Annotated in this window: 18 protein-coding genes; 2 read left to right on the top strand and 16 right to left on the bottom strand. The window is 74.1% G+C overall.

Translation table 11 applies throughout. From position 1 onward, the window contains the following. Window positions 1–1100: 1100 nt before the first annotated feature. The 7 genes from Pdca_RS09300 to Pdca_RS09270 form a co-directional block, all read right to left on the bottom strand. Window positions 1101–3503, bottom strand: a complete 2403-nt coding sequence (locus tag Pdca_RS09300; RefSeq protein ID WP_085912389.1) for a [protein-PII] uridylyltransferase — start codon at window positions 3501–3503, stop codon at window positions 1101–1103. Between the two features lie 139 nt (window positions 3504–3642). Next, complete coding sequence (locus tag Pdca_RS09295) at window positions 3643–3981, bottom strand: P-II family nitrogen regulator (RefSeq protein WP_085912388.1); 339 nt, start codon at window positions 3979–3981, stop codon at window positions 3643–3645. 3 nt (window positions 3982–3984) lie between these two features. Continuing rightward, window positions 3985–5250 (bottom strand): ammonium transporter, encoded by a 1266-nt coding sequence (locus Pdca_RS09290; RefSeq protein WP_085912514.1) that lies wholly within the window; start codon window positions 5248–5250, stop codon window positions 3985–3987. A gap of 276 nt (window positions 5251–5526) precedes the next feature. Then, window positions 5527–7197 carry a signal recognition particle-docking protein FtsY gene (ftsY, locus tag Pdca_RS09285; RefSeq protein ID WP_085912513.1) on the bottom strand — a complete coding sequence of 557 codons (1671 nt, stop codon included), beginning with the start codon at window positions 7195–7197 and terminating at the stop codon, window positions 5527–5529. Window positions 7198–7284: 87 nt separating this feature from the next. Next, complete coding sequence (gene smc, locus Pdca_RS09280) at window positions 7285–10878, bottom strand: chromosome segregation protein SMC (RefSeq protein WP_085912387.1); 3594 nt, start codon at window positions 10876–10878, stop codon at window positions 7285–7287. Between the two features lie 79 nt (window positions 10879–10957). Next, window positions 10958–11377 carry a VOC family protein gene (locus tag Pdca_RS09275; protein WP_085912512.1) on the bottom strand — a complete coding sequence of 140 codons (420 nt, stop codon included), beginning with the start codon at window positions 11375–11377 and terminating at the stop codon, window positions 10958–10960. Between the two features lie 94 nt (window positions 11378–11471). After that, window positions 11472–11762, bottom strand: a complete 291-nt coding sequence (locus tag Pdca_RS09270; protein WP_085912386.1) for an acylphosphatase — start codon at window positions 11760–11762, stop codon at window positions 11472–11474. 22 nt (window positions 11763–11784) lie between these two features. Between Pdca_RS09270 and Pdca_RS36760 the strand changes: the two genes are divergently transcribed. Beyond that, the gene (locus Pdca_RS36760; RefSeq protein ID WP_232021486.1) at window positions 11785–12573 is read left to right on the top strand and encodes a CAP domain-containing protein; all 789 of its coding nucleotides are present in this window, start codon (window positions 11785–11787) and stop codon (window positions 12571–12573) included. Window positions 12574–12661: 88 nt separating this feature from the next. Here Pdca_RS36760 and Pdca_RS09260 read toward each other — a convergent pair whose 3' ends face one another. From Pdca_RS09260 to kdpA, 5 genes are all read right to left on the bottom strand, one after another. Beyond that, on the bottom strand, window positions 12662–13357 hold the full coding sequence (locus Pdca_RS09260) for a response regulator (protein WP_085912385.1): 696 nt from the start codon (window positions 13355–13357) through the stop codon (window positions 12662–12664). Further along, window positions 13354–15885, bottom strand: a complete 2532-nt coding sequence (locus Pdca_RS09255; protein ID WP_232021485.1) for a sensor histidine kinase — start codon at window positions 15883–15885, stop codon at window positions 13354–13356. The genes Pdca_RS09260 and Pdca_RS09255 overlap by 4 nt, the downstream gene beginning before the upstream one ends. Then, window positions 15882–16541 carry a potassium-transporting ATPase subunit C gene (locus tag Pdca_RS09250; protein WP_085912384.1) on the bottom strand — a complete coding sequence of 220 codons (660 nt, stop codon included), beginning with the start codon at window positions 16539–16541 and terminating at the stop codon, window positions 15882–15884. The genes Pdca_RS09255 and Pdca_RS09250 overlap by 4 nt, the downstream gene beginning before the upstream one ends. A gap of 3 nt (window positions 16542–16544) precedes the next feature. Continuing rightward, complete coding sequence (gene kdpB / locus Pdca_RS09245) at window positions 16545–18608, bottom strand: potassium-transporting ATPase subunit KdpB (RefSeq protein ID WP_232021655.1); 2064 nt, start codon at window positions 18606–18608, stop codon at window positions 16545–16547. 86 nt (window positions 18609–18694) lie between these two features. Further along, complete coding sequence (gene kdpA, locus Pdca_RS09240) at window positions 18695–20365, bottom strand: potassium-transporting ATPase subunit KdpA (RefSeq protein WP_085912383.1); 1671 nt, start codon at window positions 20363–20365, stop codon at window positions 18695–18697. A gap of 393 nt (window positions 20366–20758) precedes the next feature. On the opposite strand from kdpA, the gene Pdca_RS09230 reads away from it, so the two are divergent. Continuing rightward, window positions 20759–21808: a magnesium and cobalt transport protein CorA gene (locus Pdca_RS09230; protein WP_085912382.1), complete on the top strand. Its 1050-nt coding sequence runs from the start codon at window positions 20759–20761 to the stop codon at window positions 21806–21808. 42 nt (window positions 21809–21850) lie between these two features. Here Pdca_RS09230 and Pdca_RS09225 read toward each other — a convergent pair whose 3' ends face one another. From Pdca_RS09225 to rnc, 4 genes are all read right to left on the bottom strand, one after another. Beyond that, window positions 21851–23083, bottom strand: a complete 1233-nt coding sequence (locus Pdca_RS09225) for an HAAS signaling domain-containing protein (RefSeq protein ID WP_085912381.1) — start codon at window positions 23081–23083, stop codon at window positions 21851–21853. Next, window positions 23083–23400 (bottom strand): PadR family transcriptional regulator, encoded by a 318-nt coding sequence (locus Pdca_RS09220; protein WP_085912380.1) that lies wholly within the window; start codon window positions 23398–23400, stop codon window positions 23083–23085. The genes Pdca_RS09225 and Pdca_RS09220 overlap by 1 nt, the downstream gene beginning before the upstream one ends. 123 nt (window positions 23401–23523) lie before the next feature. Then, window positions 23524–24405, bottom strand: coding sequence for a bifunctional DNA-formamidopyrimidine glycosylase/DNA-(apurinic or apyrimidinic site) lyase (gene mutM, locus Pdca_RS09215; RefSeq protein WP_085912379.1), 882 nt, complete (start codon window positions 24403–24405; stop codon window positions 23524–23526). Between the two features lie 11 nt (window positions 24406–24416). Then, window positions 24417–25187: a ribonuclease III gene (gene rnc, locus Pdca_RS09210; RefSeq protein WP_085912378.1), complete on the bottom strand. Its 771-nt coding sequence runs from the start codon at window positions 25185–25187 to the stop codon at window positions 24417–24419. Window positions 25188–25190 lie beyond the last annotated feature (3 nt).

Below are 25190 nucleotides of genomic sequence, written 5' to 3'. Positions count from 1 at the left end.
CGGATGCGACGATCCCGTGCGAACCCGCGTAGGTGCTCGCGATCGGCCGGAAGCGAGCTCGGCCAGCCGCGGTGCGCCGCCCCGTGGGCGGTGCGCGGCCCGTGGGCGGTGCGCGGCCCGTGGGCGGTGCGTGCGCACCGATCGACGCATCGGCTCCGTCCGCCCGGCCCCCGGTCCCACCGGTCGTCGCGTGGGCTAACGGCGTGCGGGGTCGTCACACGGCCTGTTCGCACCGGGCGCCGAGCAGGCTCCGGTCATGCGGGTCACCGCGCCAGGCCGATTCGCGCGCAGGTGCTCGCACGCGGCGCGAAGAGCGCTCGGACAGGCCGCTGCGGCACGCGGCCCTGTGGGCGGTGTGCGGGCGCTGGACCGTCGCATCGACTCCGGTCACCTTGCTCCGTTCGCGCCGGTCATCGCACGGGCTCCGGTCGTGCGGGCTCCGGTCGTGCGGCCGGCGCGCCGGGCCGATTCGCACGGGATCGTCGCATCCGCACGGGATCGGAAGCCGTGCGAACACCACGAACCCGTGCGAACCCGTGCGAGCCGCGAGCGACGGGGCGACCGCGCAGGCGATCGGCCGTGGCGCGGGCGACGCGAGCGGAGGCGTGGGCAGCGGGCGGTGGTACGGACAGCGGGCGGTGGTACGGGCAGGGCCGCGCGAGCCCCGGCGGACCCGCGCGGCCGGTGGCGCAGCCGCTCACCGGACCGGCTCCGCGACCGGCGCGGGCGCAACCGGCCGCCCGGCGGGGCGGGGCGAACTCGCCCGCGGGGCGAGCGCACCCACGGGCGCAAGCTCACCCACGGAGGCAAGCGCACCCACGGGCGCGAACTCACCCACGGAGGCAAGCGCACCCACGGGCGCGAACTCACCCACGGAGGCAAGCGCACCCACGGGCGCGAACTCACCCACGGAGGCAAGCGCACCCACGGGCGCGAACTCACCCACGGAGGCAAGCGCACCCACGGGCGCGAACTCACCCACGGAGGCAAGCGCACCCACGGGCGCGAACTCACCCACGGAGGCAAGCGCACCCACGGGCGCGAACTCACCCACGGAGGCAAGCGCACCCACGGAGGCAAGCTCCGCCGCGGGCGCGAGCTCAGGCTCGGGGGCGTGCGACTGCGGCGGCGAGCACCGCGCGCTCGATCTCCCGGCGGGCCGCCCGCTCCGGCGCCCCGGCGATCCCGAACGAGTCGACGATCGAGGCGCCGAGCGTCTCCACCCGGGCCCACACCAGGTCGACCCCGGTCCGTTCCAGGGCCGCGGTGACGTGGTGCAGCAGCCCGATCCGGTCGGTGCCGCGCAGCTCCAGGACGACCGCGCCGCTGGCCTCGTCGTCGAACCAGAGCACCCGCGGCGGCGCTGTCCGCTCCACCTCCGGGGTGGACGGGGCGTAGTCGCGTTCCTTGCGGGCCAGTGCCTCGGGCAGCGCCAGCGAACCGCCCCGCACCCGGATCAGGTCGGAGCGGACGAGCGCGGGATCCGGTAGGCCGCCGAATCGCGGCGTCACCGCGAACGTGAGCACCGCGACCGCCCCGGTGTCGTCGGCCGCGGTGATCGCGACGTCCGCGGTGTGCACCTGCAACGAGTGCAGTGCGACCACACCGGCGGCCGCGGAGAGCGCACCGCGTCCGTCCGGCAGCGCGACCGCCACCGTCGCGACGTCGTCCCCGGTGGAGAACCGGACCTGCGGCACACCGTCCTCGGCGACCGCCTCGATCATCTCCTTGTACGCCGGGTCCGGCGGGCCCGGCTCGACGAAGGGTCGCCCGTCGAGTGCGCTCAGGCAGCGTCCGGACAGCCCCTGGATCAGGGTGCGCCGCCACGGGCTCCACACACCGGGCCCGGTCCCCAACGAGTCCGCCTCGGCGAGCGCGTCGAGCAGCTCGACCAGTACCGCGACCCGCTCGTCGTCGCCGCCGACCGCCGACCGCAGGGTGTCCAGCACCCGGGTCACCGTCGCCGGGTCCTCCGGGTCACGCCGGGTGGCGGTGTGCGGGAGCAGCAGATGGTGGCGGACCATCGCGGCGAGCAGCTCGACGTCGGATCCGCGCATCCCCAGCCGCTCGCCGATCTGGCGGACCAGGGACTCCCCCACCACCGAGTGGTCGCCGCCGCGGCCCTTGCCGATGTCGTGCAGCAGCGCACCGACCAGCAGCAGGTCCGGGCGGGACACCCGGGTGGTCAGCCGGGCGGCCTGCACGCAGACCTCGACCAGGTGCCGGTCGACCGTCCAGACGTGCGTGCGGTCGCGCGGGGGCAGGTCACGCACCGCACCCCACTCCGGAAACAGCCGCCCCCACAGCCCGGTCCGGTCCAGCGACTCGATCACGTCGACCATCGCCTGCCCGGTGCCGAGCAGCGCGAGCAGCTCCGCGAGCGCCGCCCGCGGCCACGGTGTGCGCAGCTCCGGTGCGGTGTCGGCGAGCCGGGTCAGGGTTCCGGCCGAGATCGGCAGCCCGGTGCGGGCGGCGGTGGCCGCGACCCGCAACACCAGGGCCGGGTCCTTCGCGGCCGAGGCGTCGCGGGCCAGGCCGACCTCACCCCCGTGCTCGACGACGCCGGAGTCCAGCGGGCGGCGGACGGGTGCCCGGCGCAACGCGGCCAGCCCGCGGCGGGGCAGCGCGTTGCGTGCCTGGCGCAGGCCGACCTCCGCGCCGAAGGCCACCGCGCGGGCCGCCCCGGACAGCGCGCGGGCCAGGTCGAAACGGTCGCCGACGTCGGCGAAGCCGACGCTCGCGGCGATCTCGTCGGCGTCCTGGGCGCGCAGCACGTCGCGGGCACGCCCGGAGCGCCGGTGCAGCTCGGTACGCACGTTCAGCAGCAGGGTGCGGGCCTCCATCACCTCGCTGGACGGACGGTCGACCAGCTGGGCGGTGGCCAGCGCGTCGATCAGCTGGATGTCGCGCAGGCCGCCGTGACCGTTCTTCAGGTCCGGTTCGATCCGGTGTGCGACGTCGCCGTTGCGCCGCCAGCGCTCCGTGGTGGTGTCCACGATCTCGTCGAACCGGTTCCGGATCCCGGCCCGCCAGGCCTGCCGGACGGCGTCGCGGACCTTGCCCGACAACGTGCCGTCGCCCCCGATGTGCCGCGCCTCCAGCAGGCCGAGCGCGGCCCGCAGATCGGTGGTCGCGACCTGCACGGCCTGGCCCGGGGTGCGGACCGAGTGGTCCAGCCCGATGCCGGCGTCCCACAGCGGGTACCAGAGCTGCTCGGCGAGCGTCTCGATCCCCTTGCGTCCGTCGTGCAGCAGCACCAGATCGAGATCGGAGTACGGACAGAGATCGCGCCGGCCCAGCGCTCCGACGGCGACCAGGGCGACCCCGCCGCCGTCGCCACCGAAGCCGAGCGTCGCGCACCGTGACGAGAGCCAGAAATCGTGCAGATCGACCAGCGCGGCCCGCAACGCCTCCGGGCCGTGGTGGTGCCGGCCGTTGGACTCCAGGAGCACCGACTTGGCCTTGACCAGGTCCGCCGCCTCACCCGACCCGAGGACCGTCATCGCCCCGCGCCACCCGCTTTCTGCTCGTTCGGCCACCGGTCGCCTCGATTGCGCCGGTATGTCCGGTTCGAGTCCGGACAGCGGACGGGCCCGCCGCAACCCCGTGGGGTGCGACGGGCCCGCCCGATGAGATCCGATCTCAGATCGCGTCGGTTCCGCGCTCACCGGTGCGGACCCGCACGACGGTCTCGACCGCGGTCACCCAGACCTTCCCGTCACCGATCTTGCCGGTGCGGGCGGCCTCGACGACCGCGTCGACGACCTTGTCCAGCAGGGCGTCGTCCACGACGACCTCGACCCGCACCTTGGGCACGAAGTCGACCGAGTACTCGGCGCCCCGGTAGACCTCGGTGTGGCCCTTCTGCCGGCCGTAGCCCTGGACCTCGCTGATCGTCAGTCCCAGCACGCCGATCTGCTCGAGCGCACCCTTGACGTCCTCGAGGACGAACGGCTTGACGATCGCTGTCACGAGCTTCATGGGTCAGGCCTCCTGCTTCGCCGGGGTGGTGGGCGCCGCCGCGGCCGGGGGCTTCGGGGCGGAGCCGAGTCCACCGCCGCCGCGCAGGCCGGACAGCTCGTAGCCGGTCTCGGCGTGCTCGGCCTCGTCGATGCCGGCCTGCTCCGACTCGTCCTCGACCCGCAGGCCGATCGTGAACTTCACGATGTAGACGATGATCGTGGTGACGATGGCGCAGTAGACGATGGTGGCCAGTGCGGCGACCGCCTGGATACCCAGCTGCGACACGCCGCCACCGTAGAACAGACCGTCGGTCGCGTCCGGCGCCACCGCGGTGCCGAAGAAGCCGATGGCCAGGGTGCCCCAGAGGCCGGAGACGAAGTGGACGCCGACGACGTCGAACGAGTCGTCGTAGCCCAGCTTGTACTTCAGGCCCACCGCGTAGGCGCTCAGCGCACCGGCGACCGCACCGACGACCAGCGCACCCAGCGGGGAGACCGCAGCGGCGGCCGGGGTGATGGCGACCAGACCGGCCACGATGCCGGAGGCGGCACCCAGCGAGGTGGCCTTGCCGTAGCGCAGCTTCTCGACGATCAGCCAGCCGAGAATGGCGGCGGCGGTCGCGGCGATCGTGTTGACGAAGGCGAAGCCCGCGGCCCAGTCGGCCGCACCGGCGGAACCGGCGTTGAAGCCGAACCAGCCGAACCAGAGGATGCCGGCACCGAGCATGACCATGGTCAGGTTGTGCGGGCGGGCGGCCTCACGCGGCCAGCTGCGGCGCTTGCCCATGATGATGCAGAGCACCAGGGCGGCGACACCGGCGTTGATGTGCACCGCGGTACCACCGGCGAAGTCCAGCGCGCCGAGACTGGTGGCGATCCAGCCCTGGTCGAGGTCGAAGACCCAGTGCGCGACCGGGAAGTAGACCAGGGTGACCCAGAGGCCGGAGAACAGCATCCAGGCGCCGAACTTCATCCGATCCGCCGCCGCACCGGCGATCAGCGCGGTGGTGAGGATCGCGAACATCGCCTGGAATCCGACGATTGCCAGCTCGGGAACCAGCTCGGACGCCTCGTCGTTCTCCAGGATGGAGGTCAGACCGAAGTAGGTGCCCGGGTTACCGAGCAGCCCTCCGCCGATGTCCGCACCGAAGACCATCGAGTAGCCGTACAGGATCCACAGGACGCCGACGAGGCCCAGCGCACTGAACACCATCATCATCATGTTCAGGACGCTCTTCGAGCCTGCCTGGCCGCCGTAGAACAGCGCCAGTCCTGGCGTCATGAGCATCACGAACGCGGCACACGTCAAGATCCACGCGGTGTCGCCGCTGTTGAGACCTTCCACTGGTTAACCCTCCCAGGTCTGTCATGACTGACTGGGCGGGAAGCATGGTCAGGGCGTGTTTCGCGATCGATCCTCACGCGTTTCGCAGGCGTTAACAGAGGCCCTGGACTCATGACGCTTCGGTTACGCAACTGGATGCCCCACTCGAACTGTCGCCCGAAAGGTCCAGTTTGTGAGGCTCCGCACGGAGTAGTGGACTACTCCGTTGCGGAGCTCGGATCAATTCAGCAACGCGTCGACGAACGCCTTCGGCTCGAACGGCGCGAGATCGTCCGGCCCCTCGCCGAGGCCCACCAGCTTCACCGGGACGCCGAGCTCGCGCTGGACCCGGAACACGATCCCGCCCTTGGCGGTGCCGTCCAGCTTGGTGAGCGCGATCCCGGTGACGTCGACGACCTCGCCGAACACCCGGGCCTGGGTGAGCCCGTTCTGACCGGTCGTCGCGTCCAGCACGAGCAGCACCTCGTCGACCCGGGCCTGCTTCTCCACCACCCGCTTGACCTTGCCCAGCTCGTCCATCAGGCCGGTCTTGGTGTGCAGGCGGCCCGCGGTGTCGAGCAGGACGGCGTCGACGGCGTCGGAGGTACCCCGTTTGACGGCCTCGAACGCCACCGACGCCGGGTCGGCGCCCTCCGCCCCGCGTACGACGCCGGCCCCGGAGCGCTCGCCCCAGGTCACCAGCTGCTCGGCGGCCGCGGCCCGGAACGTGTCCGCGGCACCGAGGGTGACCCGGCGGCCCCCGGCGACCAGCACGCGGGCGAGCTTGCCGGTGGTGGTGGTCTTGCCGGTGCCGTTCACCCCGACGACGAGCAGCACCGCCGGGCGACCGTCGTGCGGCAGCGCGTGCACCGACCGGTTCTGGCCGGTGTCGAGCGCCTCGACGAGCACGTCGTGCAGGGTCTGGCGGACCTGCTCGGCGGTGCGCACACCGCGGGTGGCGAGCTGCTCGCGCAGCCGCTCGGTGATCTCCGCGGTCATCTCCGGGCCGAGATCGGCCTGGAGCAGGGTGGCCTCGACGTCCTCCCACGACTCGTCGTCCAGGTCACCGGCGCCGAGCAGGCCGAGCAGGCTCTGCCCGAGACCGGACCGGGAACGCGACAGCCTGCCGCGCAGGCGGCCGATCCGGCCCTCGGCGGGGGCGATCTCCTCGGCCGGCGCCGTGGGGGCCACCGGTGCCGCCGGATCCGCGGCGGGCGCCGGGGTGCCGGTGGTGCTGCCGGGATCGGCGTCCGGCCGGGCGACCGGCTCGGTCGGGGCGGTCCCGGGCGCCGGGAGCTGCTCGGTGACCGCTGCACCGGCCGACCCGACCGGCGCACCGGGCGCGGCGTCCGGGCGGGTGAGCTGCCGGGTCTCCGGGTCCTTGCTGGCCTCGGCCGTATCGATCACCCGGCTGCCCGCACCGGCGCCGGGGTCCCCCGGCCGCGCGGTCGCGGGCTCGGTCCGGACGGTCGGGCCGCTCGGCGCCCGCCCCGAGGTGACCGGCGGTGCGGTGCTGACCGGGATCCCGCCGGGCGGCGTCCGGGCCTCGGTGGCGCCACCGACGACCGGTGTGCCACCGGGCGGTGTGCGCACCTCGTCGGCGGTGGGGCCCTCGTCGGCGCCCGGACGGGCCGCGCCGCCGGCGTCGGCCGCCCCGTCAGCGCCGTCAGCGCCGTCACCGGGGCGCTCGGGTGCCGTGGCCGTGCCCGAGGCGAAGTCGAACCCGCCACCGGCCTGGTAGCTGCCTCCTGCCCGCGGTGGTTCCCGGTCGGTCTCGAGCTCGGGCGTCGACTCGTCGTCGGAGCGCAGACTGATCCGCCGCCTCCGGGAGATCAGCACCCCGACGAGGACGGCGATCAGCAGCACGGCGACGACGACCGCGACGACGATCCAGATGGTCTGCGTGGTCACCCGCACAACCCTGCCACGCCCGGGTTCCGGGCCGCGCGCGACACCGGGACGCGTCGCGGCCCCGGTCGCCGGCGCCCCGTCGTGGAACTAGGAGGCGGGCCGCAACCGCTGCGAGATGACCTGGGTGATGCCGTCACCGCGCATGGAGACGCCGTAGAGCGCGTCGGCGACCTCCATCGTCGGCTTCTGGTGGGTGATGACGATCAGCTGGCTGGCCGCGCGGAGCTCCTCCAGCAGCGAGATCAGCCTGCGGAGGTTGACGTCGTCGAGGGCTGCCTCGATCTCGTCGAGCACGTAGAACGGCGACGGCCGCGCCCGGAAGATCGCGACCAGCAGCGCCATCGCGGTCAGCGAGCGCTCACCGCCGGAGAGCAGCGACAGCCGCTTCACCTTCTTGCCCGGCGGCCGGGCCTCGACCTCGATACCGGTGGTCAGCATGTCCTCCGGGTCGGTCAGGACGAGCCGGCCGTCGCCCCCGGGGAACAGCGTCGCGAAGACGATCTCGAACTCCCTGGCCACGTCGTGGTAGGCGGTCGTGAAGACCTGCAGGATCTTGTCGTCCACCTCGCGGACCACGGTCAGCAGGTCGCGGCGGGTGTTCTTGAGGTCCTCGAGCTGGGTGGACAGGAACCGGTAGCGCTCCTCGAGCGCCGCGAACTCCTCCAGCGCGAGCGGATTGACCTTGCCCAGCTGGGCGAGGTCCTTCTCGGCCCGCTTGAGCCTGCGTTCCTGGGTGGCCCGGTCGAACGGCACCGGCGGCGGCGCCGACACCTGCTCGCCCCGCTCGCGGGCCGCCTCGTACTCGGCGGTCTCGGCCTCCGACGCCGGAACCGGCACGTCCGGCCCGTACTCGCCGACCAGGTCGTCGATCCCGATGCCGTGGTCGGCGAGCACCCGCTCGGTCAGCTGCTCGAGGCGCATCCGGGTCTGCTGACGCACCATCTCGTCGCGGTGCACGGCGTCGGTCAGCTTCTCCAGCAGCGCGGTCAGCCGGGTCGTGGCGTCCCGGGCCTCGCGGTGCGCCCGGTCGCGGTCGGCGCGGGCGGCCTGGATCTCGTCGCGCTCCGCGGCCGCGGCCGCCAGCGAGACCTCGATCCGCGACACCGCCAGCTCTCCCGCGTCGACGACCAGGCGCGCGATCTCCCCGGCCCGTTCCCGCTCCTGCGCCGCCGCCGCGGCCCGGGCCCTGGCCTGGCGCTCGGCCTGCGCCTGCCGGCGCAGCGACTCGGCCCGGCCGGCGATCGCACTGGCCCGTTCCTCGGCGGTGCGCAGCGCCAGCCGGCACTCGACCTCCTCCGAGCGGACCTCCTCGACGCGCTCGGCGGCCTCGTCGCGCAGCTCGGTGTCCGGCTCGTCGTCGACCGGGACGTCCTCGGCGATCGACAGCTGGTGCTCGGCGGCCTCCAGCTCGATCAGCGACTCGGAGCGGCGGGCCTCCACCGCGTCGCGCCGTTCGCGCAGCCGCTGCGCCTCGGCACCGGCCGAGGTGACGACCTGCTCCAGCCGGCCGAGCTGGGCGGCCGCGGCGGAGCGCCGCTTCTCCGCCTCCGCGACCGCCGACCGGGCCTGCTGCAGGTCCGCTGCCCTGGCCTGCTCCTCGGCGCGGGCGCCCTCGGCGGTCGGCCGCAGCGACTCCAGCTCGGAGTCCACCCGGTCCCGCTCGGCGACCGCGTCGTCCACCGCGGCCTGCAGCTGCAGCGCGCCCTCCCCCGCACCGGCGCCGCCGCGGGCGGCGTGCGCGGTCAGCAGGTCGCCGTCGGTGGTGACGGCGGTCAGCCCGGGCCGGGCGGCCAGCGCGGCCGCCGCGGAGTCCAGGTCGTCGACCACGACGACGTCGCGCAGCAGCGCCGCGAGCGCCGCACCGAGCGCGGGCGGGGCGGTGACGAACCCGGCGGCCCAGCGGCCCGCGGGCGGATCGCCGTCGGGCACCGCGATCCGGGCCGGCGGCCCGTCGGCGGCACCGTCACCGCCGACCAGCAGCGCCGCCCGGCCGGAGTCCCCGGTGCGCAGGGCGCGCAGCGCCGCGGCGGCCGACGGGACCGATGCGACCGCGACCCCCTCGGCGACCTCGCCCAGCGCGGCCGCCACCGCGGCCCGCCCGGCCGGTTCGACGACGACGAGCTCGGCGACCGCGCCCAGCAGCCCGTCCGGCGCGGAATCCAACAGGGCACCGGTGCCGTCCCGGCGGACCAGGCCGACTCCGAGCGCATCCACCCGGGCCCGCCAGTGCGCCCGGCGCTGTTCGGCGTCGCGCTCGGCCCGCACCAGCTCCGCGACCCGCTCGGCGGCCGCCCGGTGCGCCGCCTCGGCCTGCTCGACGCGGACGGCGAGCGCGTCCTCGCCGTCGCCGGACTCGATGCCCAGCTCCTCCCGGGCCGATTCCAGCTCGGCCCGCGCCGCCTCGGTGCGCCCGGCGGCCTCGGTGAGTGCCTCGGACAGCCGCTCGATCTCCTCGGCCGTCGCGGCCGCCCCCGAGCGCAGCGCGTCGGCCTTGCCGGCGAGGGTCGCGATGCCGGCCCGGCGGTCGGCGAGCGCGCGGACCGCCGCCATGTGCTCGCGCTCGGCGGCGGCGAGGGTGCGTTCGCGTTCCGCCTTCTCCGCGATCACCTCGTCGAGCCGGCGGCGGGCCTGCGCGACCGCGTCGACCAGCTCCTCCTCCTGCTCGGCGATCGCGTCGGCCTCGGCCTCGGTCTCGTCCGGGTCCCGGCCGGGGGTGCGTTCGGCAGCCTCCGAGGACGTGAGGTGCCGGACCCGTTCCTGGGCGAGCCGGACCGTGCCGCGCAGCCGCTCGGCCAGCGCGGAGAGCTGGTACCAGGTGTCCTGGGCCGCGGCGAGACGCGGTGCGTCCTGCGCGAGGGCTGCCGCCAGCTCCTGCTCGCTCTCCCGGGCCCCGGTGAGCTGCTCCTCGACCTCGGCGCGGCGCCGCCGGGCCTGCTCCTGGCCCGCCTCCTCGCGGGCGACCTCGCCCTGCAGGGTGACGAGATCGTCGGCGGAGAGCCGGAGCCGGGCGTCGCGCAGCTCGGTCTGCACCGACTGCGCCCGGCGCGCGATCTCGGCCTGCCTGCCCAGCGGCTTGAGCTGGCGGCGCAGCTCGGCGGTGAGGTCGGTGAGCCGGGTCAGATTGGCCTGCATCGCATCGAGCTTCCGCAGCGCCTTCTCCTTGCGCTTGCGGTGCTTGAGGACCCCGGCCGCCTCCTCGATGTAGGCGCGCCGGTCCTCCGGCTTGGACTGCAGCACACCGTCGAGCTGCCCCTGCCCGACGATCACGTGCATCTCCCGGCCGATGCCCGAGTCGGACAGCAGCTCCTGCACGTCCAGCAGCCGGGCTCGGGAGCCGTTGATCTCGTACTCGCCCGCCCCGTCGCGGAACATCCGCCGGGTCACCGAGACCTCGGAGTAGTCGATCGGCAGCGCCCCGTCGCTGTTGTCGATCGTCAGCGTCACCTCGGCGCGGCCCAGCGGCGCCCGCCCCGAGGTGCCGGCGAAGATGACGTCCTCCATCTTGCCGCCGCGCAGCGCCTTGGCGCCCTGCTCGCCGAGCACCCAGCTGATCGCGTCGACCACGTTGGACTTGCCCGACCCGTTGGGCCCGACCACACAGGTGATCCCCGGCTCCAGACGCAGCGTGGTGGCCGAGGCGAAGGACTTGAAGCCCTTCATCGTCAGCGTCTTCAGGTGCACGGGTGCGGTCTCCAGCTGCGGGGGAAGCGTCAGGCTACCGGGGGCGGGCCGGCATTCCCGGGGGACCCGCCCGGCACGCTCAGGCCGCCGGCGACGCCGCGTTCACCACCCAGCGCACCCCGAACCGGTCGGTGACCTGACCGAACACGTCTCCCCACATCTGCTTCTCGAACGGCACGTCGACGACGCCGCCCTCGGCGAGCGCGCCGAACCAGCCACCCAGACGAGCGAGATCGTCACCGGAGACGCTGATCGAGACGCCGGCCGGATCGGCCCCGATCGGCCGATCCGGGTCGCCGTCGGACGCCATCAGCACGAAACCGTCGGGCGTCTGCAGGTGGGAGTGCATCACCCCGTCGGGCGGCGGCACCGGCCCCTCGGCGCCCATGTCACCGAAGGTCATGATGCTCAGCTCCCCGCCGAACACCGAGCGGTAGAACTCCATCGCCTGCCGGGAGGTGTTGTCGAAGTGCAGGTACGGGTTCATCGAGACGGCCATGGTGCTCCCCTTCGAGTCGGTGTGCACCGTTGTAGACCCCGGCACCGACAAGAACTCGTCGGTCGGCGCCGCACCGTGGGCGCCGGGGCCCGGTTCACGCCTCGGTGAAGCCCTCGAACGCGCCGCCCGGCTCGCCCCACTGCTCGGCCACCGAGGTCACCCGGCCCGGGGTGTCCGGGCCGCGGAGCAGCGCCAGCAGCTGCTCACAGGCGTCGCGGTCACCCTCCGCCGTCACCGCGACCCGCCCGTCGCGGAGGTTCCTGGCCTGCCCGACGAGTCCCAGCTCCAGCGCCCGGGAGCGGGTCCACCAGCGGAAACCGACCCCCTGCACGGTCCCCTGGACCCACGCGATGAGCCGAACGGCCGAATCTGTACTGCTACTCACAGTACTGGTACGTTACGCGACCGTGACAAGATCACGTTCACCGCGCGCCGCCAGGGCGATGCTCGGCGGGGTGGGTGCGGGCGCCGTGCTGGCCATGGCCGCTCCGCTGACACCGCTCGGTGGCACGCTGCCCGGCCCGGCAGGCGCGATCGAGGAGACGGTCCCGCTGCGCCCGGCCGGCGCGGCGACGGCCACTCTTCCCACCGCCGGGCCCGGCCCCACCGACACCGCGCCGCCGCCGGCGCTGCTCGCCGCGCGCGCGGCGAGGGAGGCCTTCGCGGGCTCCCCCGCCGACCCGGGCGCCCCGGCCAGGGCCGCGGTCGCCGCGGCGCAGGCGCACCGGGCCGCGCTCGACGCCGCCCCCCGGCCCGGGGCCGATGCGGGCGGGGATGCGGGCCGGGACGCGGCCCGGGACGCCGGCCGCCCGGCACCGTCCACGGCCGGGCTCAGCGGCCAGCTCGCCCTGGTCGTGGAGCTCACCAACGTCGAGCGGGCGGCCGCGGGCTGCAGCGCGCTGCGGGTGGATCCGCGGATCAACGCGGCCGCGCAGGGGCACAGCGAGGACATGGCCGCGAACGGCTACTTCTCGCACGACAGCCGGGACGGCCGGGACTTCGCCGACCGGATGACCGCGGCCGGTCATCCCTCCCCCGGCGCGGAGAACATCGCCGCCGGACAGCCGGACGCGGCCACCGTCGTCGCGGACTGGATGGCCTCGCCCGGGCACCGGAAGAACATCCTCGACTGCTCGCTGTCGACGATCGGGGTCGGGCTGGCCGGCGGCTACTGGACACAGAACTTCGGGCGCTGAGTACTTCGGCCGCTGAGCACGTCGGGCGCTGGATGCTTCGGGCGCCGAGAATCTCGGGCGCGGCGAACGTCGGCGCGGACCCGAGGGCTCAGCCCTCGAACCGGTAGCCCATCCCGGCCTCGGTGATCAGGTACCGCGGGCGGGCCGGCACCGGTTCGAGCTTGCGCCGCAGCTGGGCCAGGTAGACCCGCAGGTAGTGGGTCTCGGTGTCGTAGCGCGGGCCCCACACCTCGTGCAGCACCTGCCGCTGGCCGACGAGCTTGCCGCGGTGCCGCACCAGGAGCTCGAGGATCCCCCACTCGGTGGGTGTCAGGTGCACCTCGTCGCCGCCGGCCCGCAGCACCGTCTTCGCCGCCAGGTCGACCGTGAAGTCGTCGGTCGTGACCACCGCCTCCCCGTCGACCGACGACACCGCCGCCCGCCGCACCGCGGCCCGCAGCCGGGCCAGCAGCTCCGCCATGCCGAACGGCTTCGTGACGTAGTCGTCGGCACCGGCGTCGAGCGCCCGGACCTTGTCCGAGGAGTCGGCGCGGGCCGACAGCACCACGATCGGGACGGTGCTCCAGCCGCGCAGCCCGGCGATCACCTCGGTGCCCTCCAGGTCGGGCAGCCCGAGATCGAGGACGACGACGTCCGGATGCCCGTCCGCGGCCGCCCGCAGCGCGGCCGAACCGTCCGCGGCGACGGTCACCGTGTAGCCGTGCGCGGTCAGGTTGATCCGCAGCGCACGCAGGATCTGCGGGTCGTCGTCGACGACCAGCACCCGGGTCCCCCGCCCGCTCACCGGTGCGCCCCGGCAGGCGCCACCGGCAGCGAGACGACGACGGTGAGCCCGCCGCCGGGGGTGTCCTCCGCGGTCAGCTCGCCGTCCATCACGGCGGTCAGCCCGCGGGCCACCGACAGCCCCAGCCCGAGCCCGGCGGCGGCGTCGCGGTCACCGAGCCGCTGGAACGCGGCGAACAGCTCGCCCCACCGGCGGTGCGGGACGCCGGGGCCGCGATCGACGACCCGCAGCTCCACCCGGTCGTCGTACGCGCTGGCCCGCAGTACGACGTCCGGCTCGGCCCCGTCCGCCGCGCCGTGCCGTATCGCGTTGTCGATCACGTTGGCCACCACCCGTTCCAGCAGTCCTGCGTCCGCGAGCACGTCCGGGGCGTCCTCACGGATCTCGATCCGCACCCGCTCGGCGCCCTCGACACCGAGCAGCGCGCAGGCCGCGACCTCGCCGTAGCCGACCGGGGCCAGCAGCGGTGTCACCGCACCGGCGGCGAGCCGGGAGGAGTCCAGCAGGTTCCCCACCAGCCCGGTCAACCGGTCCACGGATTCCTCGACGGTCGCGAGCAGCTCGGCCCGGTCGGCGACCGACAGCGGCAGCGACGGATCCCGCAGGCTCCCGGCGGCTGCTTTGATCGAGGTCAGCGGGCTGCGCAGATCGTGTCCGACGGCCGACAGCAGTGCCCCGCGGGTCTCGTTGATCGCCGCCCGGCGCTCGGCGGCGGCGGCGCCGGCCGCGGCCCGCTCACCGCGCAGCGCGAGCAGCGCCTGCCCACCGACCGTCTCCAGCAGCCGCCGGTCCGATGCCGGCAGCGCCCGCCCGGTGCCGACCAGGTGCGTCCCCTCCTCGACGACGACGTCGACGTCGGCCAGCTCCGGACGCGCGCACTCGTCCGGGCCGGACACCGCGACCGTCGACCAGGTCCGGTCCGGCCGGCGTTCCAGCAGCGCCGCGGAGCGCAGGCCGAAGGTCTCCCGGAGCTGGGTCAGCAGCCGCGGCAGCGGATCGGCGCCGGTCAGCACCGTCCGCGCGAACGCGGCGAGCAACGTCGCCTCGGCCCGGGCCCTGGCGGCCTGCTCGGCACCTCGCGCCGCCCGGTCCACCACCAGCGCGACCAGCACACCGACCAGCAGCATGGTCACGATGCTGACCAGGTTGCCGGTGCTCGCCAGGGCCACCGAGTACAGCGGCGGATAGTGGAACCAGCTCAGCAACGCCCCACCGAGCACGGCCGCCAGCAGAGCGGGGCCCAGGCCGCCGACCAGCGCGGCGAACACGGTCGCGAGCAGGTAGAGCATCGCGTCGGTGGTCACGTCGATCCGGTCCGCCGATGCCACCGCCCCGACGACGGTCACCACGGCGGGGCCGAGCACGGCGAGCACCCAGCCCGGTACCCGCCGTGACAGCGGCAGCGCGGCGCGCAGCCCGGGCAGCCTCAGCGCCCGGCCCGCCGCGTCGTGGGTGACCATGTGCACGTCGATCGGCCCCGATTCCTGGACCACCCTGGCCGCGATCCCCGGATCGAACAGCCGGGCCAGTCTGGTCCGGCGCGACGTCCCGAGCACCAGCTGGGTCGCGTTCACGCCGCGCACGAAGTCGAGCAGCGCCCGTAACACGGAGTCCGCGCCACCGTCGCCGACGGCGGTGTGGAAGGTGGCGCCGACGTCCGCGGCGAGCGTGCGGAGCCGGTCCACCGCCGCCGGTGCCGCCGGGGCCAGCCCGTCGCCGCGCAGCACGTGCACCGCGTGCAGGTCGGCCAGGCCGGCCCGTTTCGCGATCCGCGCGGCGCGGCGCAGTACCGTCTCCGACTCCGGCCCGCCGGTGAGCGCGACCACCACCCGCTCCCGGGTCTCCCAGACGTCGGTGACCTGCTCCGCGACCCGCTGCCTGCGCAGCGCGACGTCGACCTCGTCGGCCACCCAGCGCAGCGCGAGCTCGCGCAGCGCGATCAGGTTCGGCAGCCGGAAGTAGTGCGCCAGTGCCGCGTCGACCTGCGCAGCCGGATAGACGTTGCCGTGAGCCAGGCGCCGGCGCAGCGCCTCCGGGGTGATGTCGACCAGCTCCAGCTGCCCGGCCCGGCGGACCACCTCGTCGGGCACCGTCTCCCGCTGCCGGACCCCGGTGATGGTGTGCACGACGTCGCCGAGCGACTCCAGGTGCTGGACGTTCACCGTGGACAGGACGTCGATCCCGGCGTCGAGCAGGACCTCCACGTCCTGCCAGCGCTTGGCGTGCCGCGAACCCGGCGCGTTGGTGTGCGCCAGCTCGTCGACCAGCACGACCTGTGGTCCGCGGGCGAGCACCGCGTCGAGATCGAGCTCCTCGAGCACCGTCCCGGCGTGCTCCACGCGACGGCGCGGCAGCACCTCCAGGCCCGCCAGCAGCGCGGAGGTCCGCTCCCGGCCGTGCGTCTCGACGATCCCGACGACGACGTCGGTGCCCCGGTCGCGCCGCCGGTGCGCCTCGGCGAGCATCGCGAACGTCTTGCCCACCCCGGGCGCCGCCCCGAGGTGGATCCGCAGCTCACCCCTGTTCACGGCACCATTCTGGCGACCGGCGCCCCCGGCCCGGAATCCCCGGTCCCGGCGGCGTCCTGCACTGCGGCGTTCAGTTCGGGGACGTTCACCCGCGGCTCGCCGAGCACCCCGAACGTGCGGCCGTCGGTAGCACGGGCGACCAGCCCGGTCACCACCTCGGGCGTCAGCCCGGTGACCCGGGCGACCCGGGGCACCTGCAGCGCGGCATAACCGGGGCTGATGTCCGGGTCCAGCCCGGACGCCGACGCCGTCACCGCATCGACCGGGACCGCCGCCGGATCGGTCCCCTCCCGGGCAGCGATCAGCTCCCGGCGACGGGTCACGTCGGCCAGCAGCTTCTCGTCGAAGCCACCGGCGTTGGATCCGCCGGACGTCGCGGTGTCGGCCGGGCCCAGCACGTCCGCCGACGAGGCGGACGGCCGGGTGTGGAACCACGGATCGGCCGCCGGATCGGCGGCCACCGGGTCGATCCCGATCAGTGCCGATCCGGTGGGCCCACCGGCGCCGGGCAGCAGCGACCCCTCGGCGGCCGTGACGAGCCCGGGCAGCTGGGCGACCGCCCAGATCCCGAGCGGATAGACGACGCCGCAGAGCAGCGTCATGACCAGCAGCAGCCGCAGACCGGCCGCGGTCTGCCTGCGCAGCACGGCGAACACCGTTCACACCCCCGGGATCAGTCGGACGACGAGATCGATCAGGGCGATGCCGACGAACGGCGTGAGCACCCCACCGATCCCGTAGACGAGCAGGTTGCGGCGCAGCAGCGCGGCCGCCGACGACGGCCGGTACCGCACACCGCGCAACGCCAGCGGGATCAGCGCCACGATCACCAGCGCGTTGAAGATCACCGCGGAGAGCACCGCGGACTGCGGCGTGGCCAGCCCCATCACGTCGAGCGCCCCCAGCGGGGGGTACAGCGCGGCGAACATCGCGGGCAGGATCGCGAAGTACTTGGCCAGGTCGTTGGCCACCGAGAAGGTGGTCAGCGCACCCCGGGTGATCAGCAGCTGCTTGCCGATCTCGACGATGTCGACGAGCTTGGTCGGGTCCGAGTCGAGATCGACCATGTTCCCGGCCTCCTTCGCCGCCGCCGTCCCGGTGTTCATCGCGACACCGACGTCGGCCTGGGCGAGTGCCGGGGCGTCGTTGGTGCCGTCGCCGGTCATCGCGACCAGGCGCCCGCCGGACTGCTCGCGCCGGATCAGCGCGAGCTTGTCCTCCGGGGTGGCCTCGGCGAGGTGCTCGTCGACGCCGGCCCGCGCGGCGATCACCGCCGCGGTGCGCGGGTTGTCCCCGGTGACCATGACGGTGCGGACCCCCATCGCACGCAGCTCGGCGAACCGCTCGGCGATCCCCGGTTTGACGACGTCGGACAGCTCGACGACGCCCAGCAGCCGGGCCTCCCCGCCCTCGACCGCGCCGCCGCCGGGGTCGGTCGCCACCACCAGCGGCGTGCCGCCGGCATCGGAGACCGTCTCCACCAGCCGGTCCACCTCCGCCCGGTCACCGGCGCCGCACGCCCACTCCAGGACCGCACCGGCGGCGCCCTTGCGCACCGCGACGCCGTCGAGGTCGATGCCCGACATCCGGGTCCGTGCGCTGAACGGCACCGCCGTGGCGAGCGCCTCGGCGGCGTCCGCACCGGCCGGCAGGCCGTACCCGGACGCGCACAGCTCGACGATGCTGCGACCCTCCGGGGTCGGGTCGGCCAGGCTCGCCAGCCGGGCCGCGGCGGCCAGCTCATCGGGGGTGGTCCCGCCGACCGGGTGCAGCGCGGTCGCCCGCCGGTTGCCGTGGGTGACGGTGCCGGTCTTGTCCAGCAGCAGGGTGTCGACGTCGCCGGCGGCCTCCACGGCCCGCCCCGACGTGGCGAGCACGCCCCGCCGTACCAGCCGGTCCATGCCGGCGATGCCGATCGCGGACAGCAGCGCACCGATCGTCGTCGGGATCAGGCAGACCAGCAGTGCGGTCAGCACGACGAGCGGGACCCGTTCGCCGGCGTACGCGCTCATCGGGGCGATCGCGACGACCGCGAGCAGCAGCACGATCGTCAGGGCGCTGAGCAGCACGCCCAGCGCGATCTCGTTCGGCGTCCTGGCCCGGGACGCCCCCTCGACCAGCGCGATCATCCGGTCGACGACGGTCTCGCCGGGCCGCGTCGTGATCCGGACGACGATCCGGTCGGACAGCACGGTGGTGCCACCGGTGACCGCGCTGCGGTCCCCGCCGGCCTCCCGGATCACCGGGGCCGACTCACCGGTCACCGCGGACTCGTCGACCGAGGCGACACCGTGCACGACGTCGCCGTCGCCGGGCACCGTCTCCCCCGCCTCGACGACGACCAGATCGCCCACCCGCAGCTCGGAGGCCGGGACCGGTGTCACGGGGGCAGCGGTACCGGGACCAGTAGCGGGACCAGTACCGGGATCAGTATTGAGATCAGTGCCGTGCGGCAGCCGCTGTGCCACGGTGTCGCGCCGCGCGGCCCGCAGCGACGCGGCCTGGGCCCGGCCTCGGCCCTCGGCGACGGCCTCGGCCAGGTTGGCGAACAGCACCGTGAACCACAGCCAGAGTGCGACGAGCACCGCGAACACGCTCGGTCCGGTGATCGCGAGCCCGGTGACCAGCACCGCGCCCGTCCACACCACGAGCAGCACCGGGTTGCGGGCCTGCACCCGCGGGTCGAGCTTGCGCACCGCCTCCACCGCGGCCGCCCGCCACACCCCCGCGGTATCGGCGCCCGTTCCCCGGAGCGGGCGTCCCGTGGCGCGGGAGGCCGGCGCCGACACCCGGGAACGCGTCCAGCCGGTCACGACAGCGCCTCGGCGATCGGGCCCAGGGCGAGTGCCGGGAGGAACGTCAGCGCCGACACCAGCAGCACCGTCCCGCCGAGCAGCCCGCAGAACAGCGGACCGTCGGTGGGCAGTGTCCCCGCACCGGCGGGCACCCGTTGCCGCACGGCCAGCGAGCCGGCCAGGCAGAGCACCGCCAGGATCGGCAGGAACCGGCCGAGCAGCATCGCCACCCCGAGTCCGGCCTGCATGAAGTCGCCGGTAGCGGTGAGCCCGGCGAACGCCGAGCCGTTGTTGTTCGCCGCCGAGGCCCAGGCGTAGAGCAGCTCGGTGAAACCGTGCGGGCCCGCGTCGCCCGGTGCGCCGGCGGTGACCGCGGGCAGCGCGACCGTCAGTCCGGTCCCGATCAGCACCAGTGCCGGCATCACCAGCACCGACACCGCGGCACAGGTGATCTCCCGGCGGCCGAGCTTCTTGCCCAGGTACTCCGGGGTGCGTCCGACCATCTGCCCGGCGATGAACACCGCGACCACCGCCATCACCAGGATCCCGTAGAGCCCCGCGCCGACCCCGCCCGGCGCGACCTCGCCGAGCAGCATGTTCAGCAGCACGATCCCGCCCCCGGCGCCGGTCATGCTGTCGTGCATGGCATTCACCGCGCCGGTGGACGTCCCGGTGGTGGACACCGCGAACAGCACCGACCCGGCGATCCCGAAGCGGGTCTCCTTGCCCTCCAGCGCGCCACCGGCGGCGAGCGCCGCGGGCCCGTTCGGGTGCAGCTCGGCGAACCAGGCGGCGCCGAGGAACAGCAGCCACAGCCCGGTCGCGACGGCGAGCAGCACGACGCCCTCGCGGACCCGCCCGACCAGCACGCCGAACGTGCGGGTGAGCGCCACCGGGATCACCAGCATCAGGTAGATCTCGATCAGGTCGGACAGCGGGGTCGGGTTCTCGAACGGGTGCGCCGAGTTCGCGTTGAAGATCCCGCCGCCGTTCGTGCCGAGCAGCTTCACCTCCTCCTGGGACGCGGCGGGCGCCAGCGGGACGGTGTGCACCGATCCGTCCGGCCCGGTCACCTCGATCCCGGAGCGCAGCGACTGCACGACACCGGTGGCGACCAGTACGACGGCGGCGACCGCGGCCAGCGGCAGCAGGATCCGGACGGTCCCGCGGGTCACGTCCACCCACACGTTGCCGATCCGCCCGTCGCCGCCGGTCGCGGTGAAGCCACGCACCAGCGCGATCGCCACCGCCATCCCGACCGCGGCGGACAGCACGTTCTGCACGGTCAGGCCGAGCATCGCCACGGTGTGCCCGAGCACCTGTTCGGGGACGTAGGACTGCCAGTTCGTGTTCGTCGTGAACGACACCGCGGTGTTGAACGCCATCGCGGGCGCGACGGTGGCCGAGCCGTCGGTACCGCGTCCGAATCCCAGCGGCAGCACCGGCTGCAGCCGCTGGAACAGGTACAGCAGCAGCACCGAGACCAGGGAGAGGCCGAGCACCCCGGCGGCGTAGGTCGTCCAGCGCTGGCCGGAGCCCGGATCGACCCGGCAGAGCCGGTAGATCACCCGTTCGGCCCGTCCGTGCCGGGTGTCGGTGTAGACCCGCGCCATCCGGTCGCCCAACGGCTTCCAGCTCGCGGCGAGCAACGCCAGCAGGACGGCCACCTGCGCCACGCCGGCCATCAGGAACGCTCCGGGCGCAGCAGCGCGACCACCAGGCGGACGAGCAGCGCCAGCGCCGCGAGCCCCGCCACGACATCGGCGATCACAGCGTGTCCATCCCGTGCAGTGCGAGCGCCAGGACGGCGAAGCACGCCACCACCAGCGCGAGCCAGGCCACGTCGGCCACGATTCCCCTCCTCCGGTCCGCACCGGAACGTCCGGTACGGCCGGTGCGAGATCGTGCGCGCCGTCGGGCCGCCGGCGGCCGCCCCGACGGTGATCCTGACGGTCCGCCGGCCCGCGTTGACGCCTCCTTGACGGCGTCGTGCCGTGGGTCACGTGCGGGGGCCGTTGCGGCGGGGAACCACTCGCTACCCTCGGCGGGGCGAGGAGTCCGGGGAGGTCGCAGAGAGCATGTCGGTGATCGACAACGCGGTGTACGTGGACGGGCGGCGCGCCGCGGCGCCGTCGTCGGTGGACGGAGCGCTCGCGGAGCTGCACCGCTGTCGCCGTGACCAGCGCGTCGAGTCGCCCGGCGGCTTCTGCTGGATCGGGATGCTCCGCCCGGACGACGACGAGATCCGGGAGGTCGCGAAGGAGTTCGACCTGCACTCGCTCGCCGTCGAGGACACCGTGAACGCCCACCAGCGCCCGAAGATGGAGCGCTACGGCGACACCGAGTTCATCGTGCTCCGGCCGGCCCGCTACGTCGACCGCGACGAGACCGTGCAGATCGGCGAGGTGCACCTTTTCCTCGGCCCGGACTTCGTGATCACCGTGCGGCACGCCGTCGAACCGGAGCTGGCCGAGGTCCGCGAGCGGCTGGAGAGCCACCCGGATCTGCTCGCACACGGCCCGATGGCCGTGCTCTACGCCGTCCTGGACCGGGTGGTGGACGACTACGCACCCGTCCTCGACGGCCTGCAGGACGACATCGACCAGATCGAGGAGCAGGTTTTCCAGGGCGATCCGCAGGTCTCCCGGCGGATCTACCAGCTCACCCGCGAGGTGATCGCGTTCCAGCGGGCGGTCGAGCCGCTGCAGGAGATCTTCGTCGAGCTGCGCGGCCGGTTCGCCAAGTCCGGCGAGACCCCGGATCTGGAGCTGCGCCGGGCGATGCGCGACGTGATCGACCACGCCACCCGGGTCCGGGAACGGGTGGAGGGCTTCCGCGACCTGCTGGGCAACATCCTCACCGTCAACGCGACGCTCGTCGCGCAGCGGCAGAACGAGGAGATGACCCGGTTGACCGAGGCCGGGTTCGCGCAGAACGAGCAGATGAAGAAGGTGTCGTCCTGGGCGGCGATCCTGTTCGCGCCCAGCCTGATCGCCGGTATCTACGGGATGAACTTCGACAACATGCCCGAGCTGCACTGGGCCTTCGGCTACCCGATGGCGTTCGGCATGATGATCGCGCTCGCGCTGATCCTCTACACGATGTTCCGGCGCAACGGCTGGTTGTAGCCGTGAGCCGGGCACGCACCCCCGTGCGCGCCCGGCCCGGCCTCAGCCGGTCGGCCCCTGCTCCGGTGCGGATTCCGGCGCGGGTGCCGGAGCGGACCCCGGTGCCGGCGCCGGCGCGGACCCCGGTGCCGATGCCGGCGTGGACTCCGGTGCCGGCTGCGCGGATGCGGATGCCCCGTCGGGGACGGTGACGATCATCGGCTCCGGCGCGGTGGTCACGCACTCACCGGTGGCCGGATCAGGCGTCCGGTCCCCGCGCGGGTACGGAACCGGCTCGGCCGGTGTGTCGAAGCCGGATCCGTCGGCCGGGGTGCAGCCGATGTCCTGCACGCTCAGCGGGCGGCCGTCCTGGTCGAACAGGTACACCTCGGACAGCGGGCGGCCCTGCGCGTCGAACGGGCGGACATCGGTCACCGTCTCGCCGTCCAGGAGCAGCCCCGGCATGGCCGAGGACTCCTGGTAGCCACCCCACGGCGGCGTCGCGAGGGCGTACAGCGCCCCCACCAGCGCGCCGGCGACGAAGGCGTTCACCGGCACGACGATCCACAGCAGCCGCCGGTCGGCTCGGGTGCGGGCCCCCAGCGCGAACGACAGCGGCAGCGCGAGCAGCCCCAGCAACGTCCCGACCACCAGCGCCGTCATGCCCTGCCCGGTGAACAGGAACGCGACCGTGCCACCCGCGATCAGAGCCCGCAGCACCCACCAGCCCGGCTGCAGCCCGGCGAGCAGCGCCGGGACGTCGACCCGGCCACCCCGGGGCGAGGCATCCGCCTCATCCGGGCCGGTCCGCAGCCCACGGTTCAGCGCGGCCACCGAGGGCAGTGCCGCGGCCGGCGACTGTCGCGGGCCGTCACGGAGTACCGCCAGCAGCCCGATCAGGGCCACCAGCAGCCCGAGGGCCAGCCCCAGCACGCCGGACGGGACCACCAGCCCGCCGGTGCCGGCGAGCAGGGCGCCCACCACCAGCGCCACCACCGCGAACCGGACGGATCCGCGGCCCCGCTGCACCGGGGTCTCCGGTACGGCACCGAACCCGGCGGCCGCCCGCAGCTCCGCCGCGTACGCCTCGGGAGTCCCGAGCCGCTGGTGCACCGCGGCGCGGTCGTAGCCATCACCGAGCTCCGCGGCCAACTCCGCCAGGTGCCCGCGGGCGTCCTCGACGATCTCCTCGACCTCACCGTCGGGCAGGTCGGTCAGCGCGGACCGCAGCCCGGCCAGGTACTCGGCGGTCGTCGTGTCCTGGATCAGGATCGTCGGGTCATCCGTCTCGGCCATCACGCGCCCACCAGCCCGTTCATCGTGGTGGCGAACCCGCGCCACCGTTCCGTCGTCTCCCGCAGCCGTTCCCGGCCCGGTTCGTTGATCGCGTAGTACTTCCGGTGCGGCCCCTCTTCGCTCGGCACCACGTACGACGTGAGCAGCCCGGCTCCGTAGAGCCGGCGCAGCGTGCCGTAGACCGAGGCGTCACCGACCTCGGTGAGCCCGGCCCCGCGCAGTGCTCGAACGACCTCGTAGCCGTAGCCGTCGGCTCGCTCGAGCACGGCCAGTACCGCGAGATCGAGTACGCCCTTCAACAACTGGCTGGTGTCCATCGCCCCCCTCTTCCGTTCCCCCTAGTACTACGTTATCCACAGTAGCGTGGAGCGCGTTGCACCGGGGTCGGGTGGTCGCCGTCGGCGTGCCGCAGGGAGCGGCACCGGGGGTGTCGACGCCCGTCAGGTGCGGCGGAGCCTCGGCGCGGGCTGGCAGCGCGGGCAGGTGAAGGACGACCGGTTCATGAAGTGGTCCCGGCGGATCGGGGTGCCGCAGCGGCGGCAGGCCCGGTCGGCCCGCCCGTAGACGTTCAACGAGCGGTCGAAGTAGCCCGAGGCCCCGTTGACGTTGACGTAGAGCGCATCGAACGACGTCCCGCCCTGCGCGAGCGCCTCGCTCATCACGGTGCTCGCGGCATCGAGCACGGCGTGCCCCTGGGCGCGGGTCATCCGGTCGGTCGGCCGCACCCCGTGCAGCCGGGCCCGCCAGAGCGCCTCGTCGGCGTAGATGTTCCCGATCCCGGACACCACCGTCTGGTCCAGCAGCGCCCGCTTGACCTCGGTCCGCCTGCGGCGCAGCGCCGCCACCGCGTCGTCGACGGAGAACGCCGGATCCATCGGGTCGCGGGCGATGTGCGCGACCGGTTCCGGGACCAGCCCGCCACCGGACGCCGGTCGCAGCGGGTGCACCGACAGCCCGCCGAACGTGCGCTGATCGACGAACCGCAGCTCGGGGCCGTCGTCGTCGAACCGGATCCGCACCCGCAGGTGCTTCTCGTCGGGCCGGCCGGGATCGGCGACCAGCATCTGCCCGCTCATCCCGAGATGTGCGAGCAACGCGTCGTCGCCGGGTTCGGCGGTGTCGAGCTCCAGCCAGAGGTACTTCCCACGGCGGGACGCCGCCCGCAGGGTGCGCCCGCCCAGCCGGCCGGTGAAGTCGTCCGGCCCGGTCGGGTGTCTGCGGACGGCCCGCGGGTGCAGGACCTCGACGCCGGCGATCCGGCGGTCCAGCACGTGATCGGCCAGTCCGCGCCGGACGACCTCGACCTCGGGCAGCTCGGGCACGGCGCGCGCGGCTAGAGCGTCGAGCCGGAGCTCTGCTCGGCCGACAGCGCCCGCCAGGCGAGCTCCGCGGCCTTCTGCTCGGCTTCCTTCTTGGTGCGCCCGGCACCGGTCCCGAGGTCCCGCCCGGCGACGACGGCGGTCGCGGTGAACACCTTCAGGTGATCCGGGCCCTCCTCGTCGATCCGGTACTCGGGAACGCCGTAGCCACCGGCCGCGGTCAGCTCCTGCAGGCTGGTCTTCCAGTCCAGGCCCGCGCCGAGCAGCGGCGCGCTGCGCAGCAGGTCGTCGAACAGCCGGTGGATCAGCTCCCGGGACGACTCCAGGCCGTGCTGGATGTAGACCGCACCGAGCAGTGCCTCGGTGGCGTCGGCCAGGATGCTGGCCTTGGTCCGGCCGCCGGTCAGCTCCTCGCCGCGGCCCAGGAACAGATACGCCCCGAGACCGAGCCGGGTGCCGTCGATGCCGACGCGCCCCTCCGGAGCGGGCAGCACGGCCGCCACACCGGCCAGCGCGTGCATGTTCACCACACTGGCCCGCAGCTTCGCGAGCTGACCCTCCGGCAGGTCCGGATGGTCCCGGTAGAGCCGCTCGGTGATCACGATGGAGAGCACCGAGTCGCCGAGGAACTCCAGCCGCTCGTTGGTCGGCAGGCCACCGTGCTCGTAGGCGTAGGAGCGGTGCGTGAGCGCGAGGATCAGTAGCTCTTCGTCCAGCTCGACACCGAGCGCGGACAGCAGAGGAGACCGGTCCGTCACCGGACCGGTCACGCTCTTCTCGCCCACCTC

The sequence above is a fragment of the Pseudonocardia autotrophica genome, from assembly GCF_003945385.1.
GTDB classification, from domain to species: domain Bacteria; phylum Actinomycetota; class Actinomycetes; order Mycobacteriales; family Pseudonocardiaceae; genus Pseudonocardia; species Pseudonocardia autotrophica.
This window is presented reverse-complemented; position numbering and strand designations above follow the sequence as displayed.

What these genes read in the sequence shown, in the direction of transcription:
- Pdca_RS09230 (WP_085912382.1), top strand. Translation starts at nt 20,759, where the DNA reads ATGTCGGTGATCGACAACGCGGTGTACGTGGACGGGCGGCGCGCCGCG.
- kdpA (WP_085912383.1), bottom strand. Translation starts at nt 20,365, where the DNA reads ATGGCCGGCGTGGCGCAGGTGGCCGTCCTGCTGGCGTTGCTCGCCGCG.
- Pdca_RS09225 (WP_085912381.1), bottom strand. Translation starts at nt 23,083, where the DNA reads ATGGCCGAGACGGATGACCCGACGATCCTGATCCAGGACACGACGACC.
- Pdca_RS09290 (WP_085912514.1), bottom strand. Translation starts at nt 5,250, where the DNA reads ATGCTCATGACGCCAGGACTGGCGCTGTTCTACGGCGGCCAGGCAGGC.
- Pdca_RS09275 (WP_085912512.1), bottom strand. Translation starts at nt 11,377, where the DNA reads ATGGCCGTCTCGATGAACCCGTACCTGCACTTCGACAACACCTCCCGG.
- Pdca_RS09220 (WP_085912380.1), bottom strand. Translation starts at nt 23,400, where the DNA reads ATGGACACCAGCCAGTTGTTGAAGGGCGTACTCGATCTCGCGGTACTG.
- Pdca_RS09295 (WP_085912388.1), bottom strand. Translation starts at nt 3,981, where the DNA reads ATGAAGCTCGTGACAGCGATCGTCAAGCCGTTCGTCCTCGAGGACGTC.
- Pdca_RS09300 (WP_085912389.1), bottom strand. Translation starts at nt 3,503, where the DNA reads ATGACGGTCCTCGGGTCGGGTGAGGCGGCGGACCTGGTCAAGGCCAAG.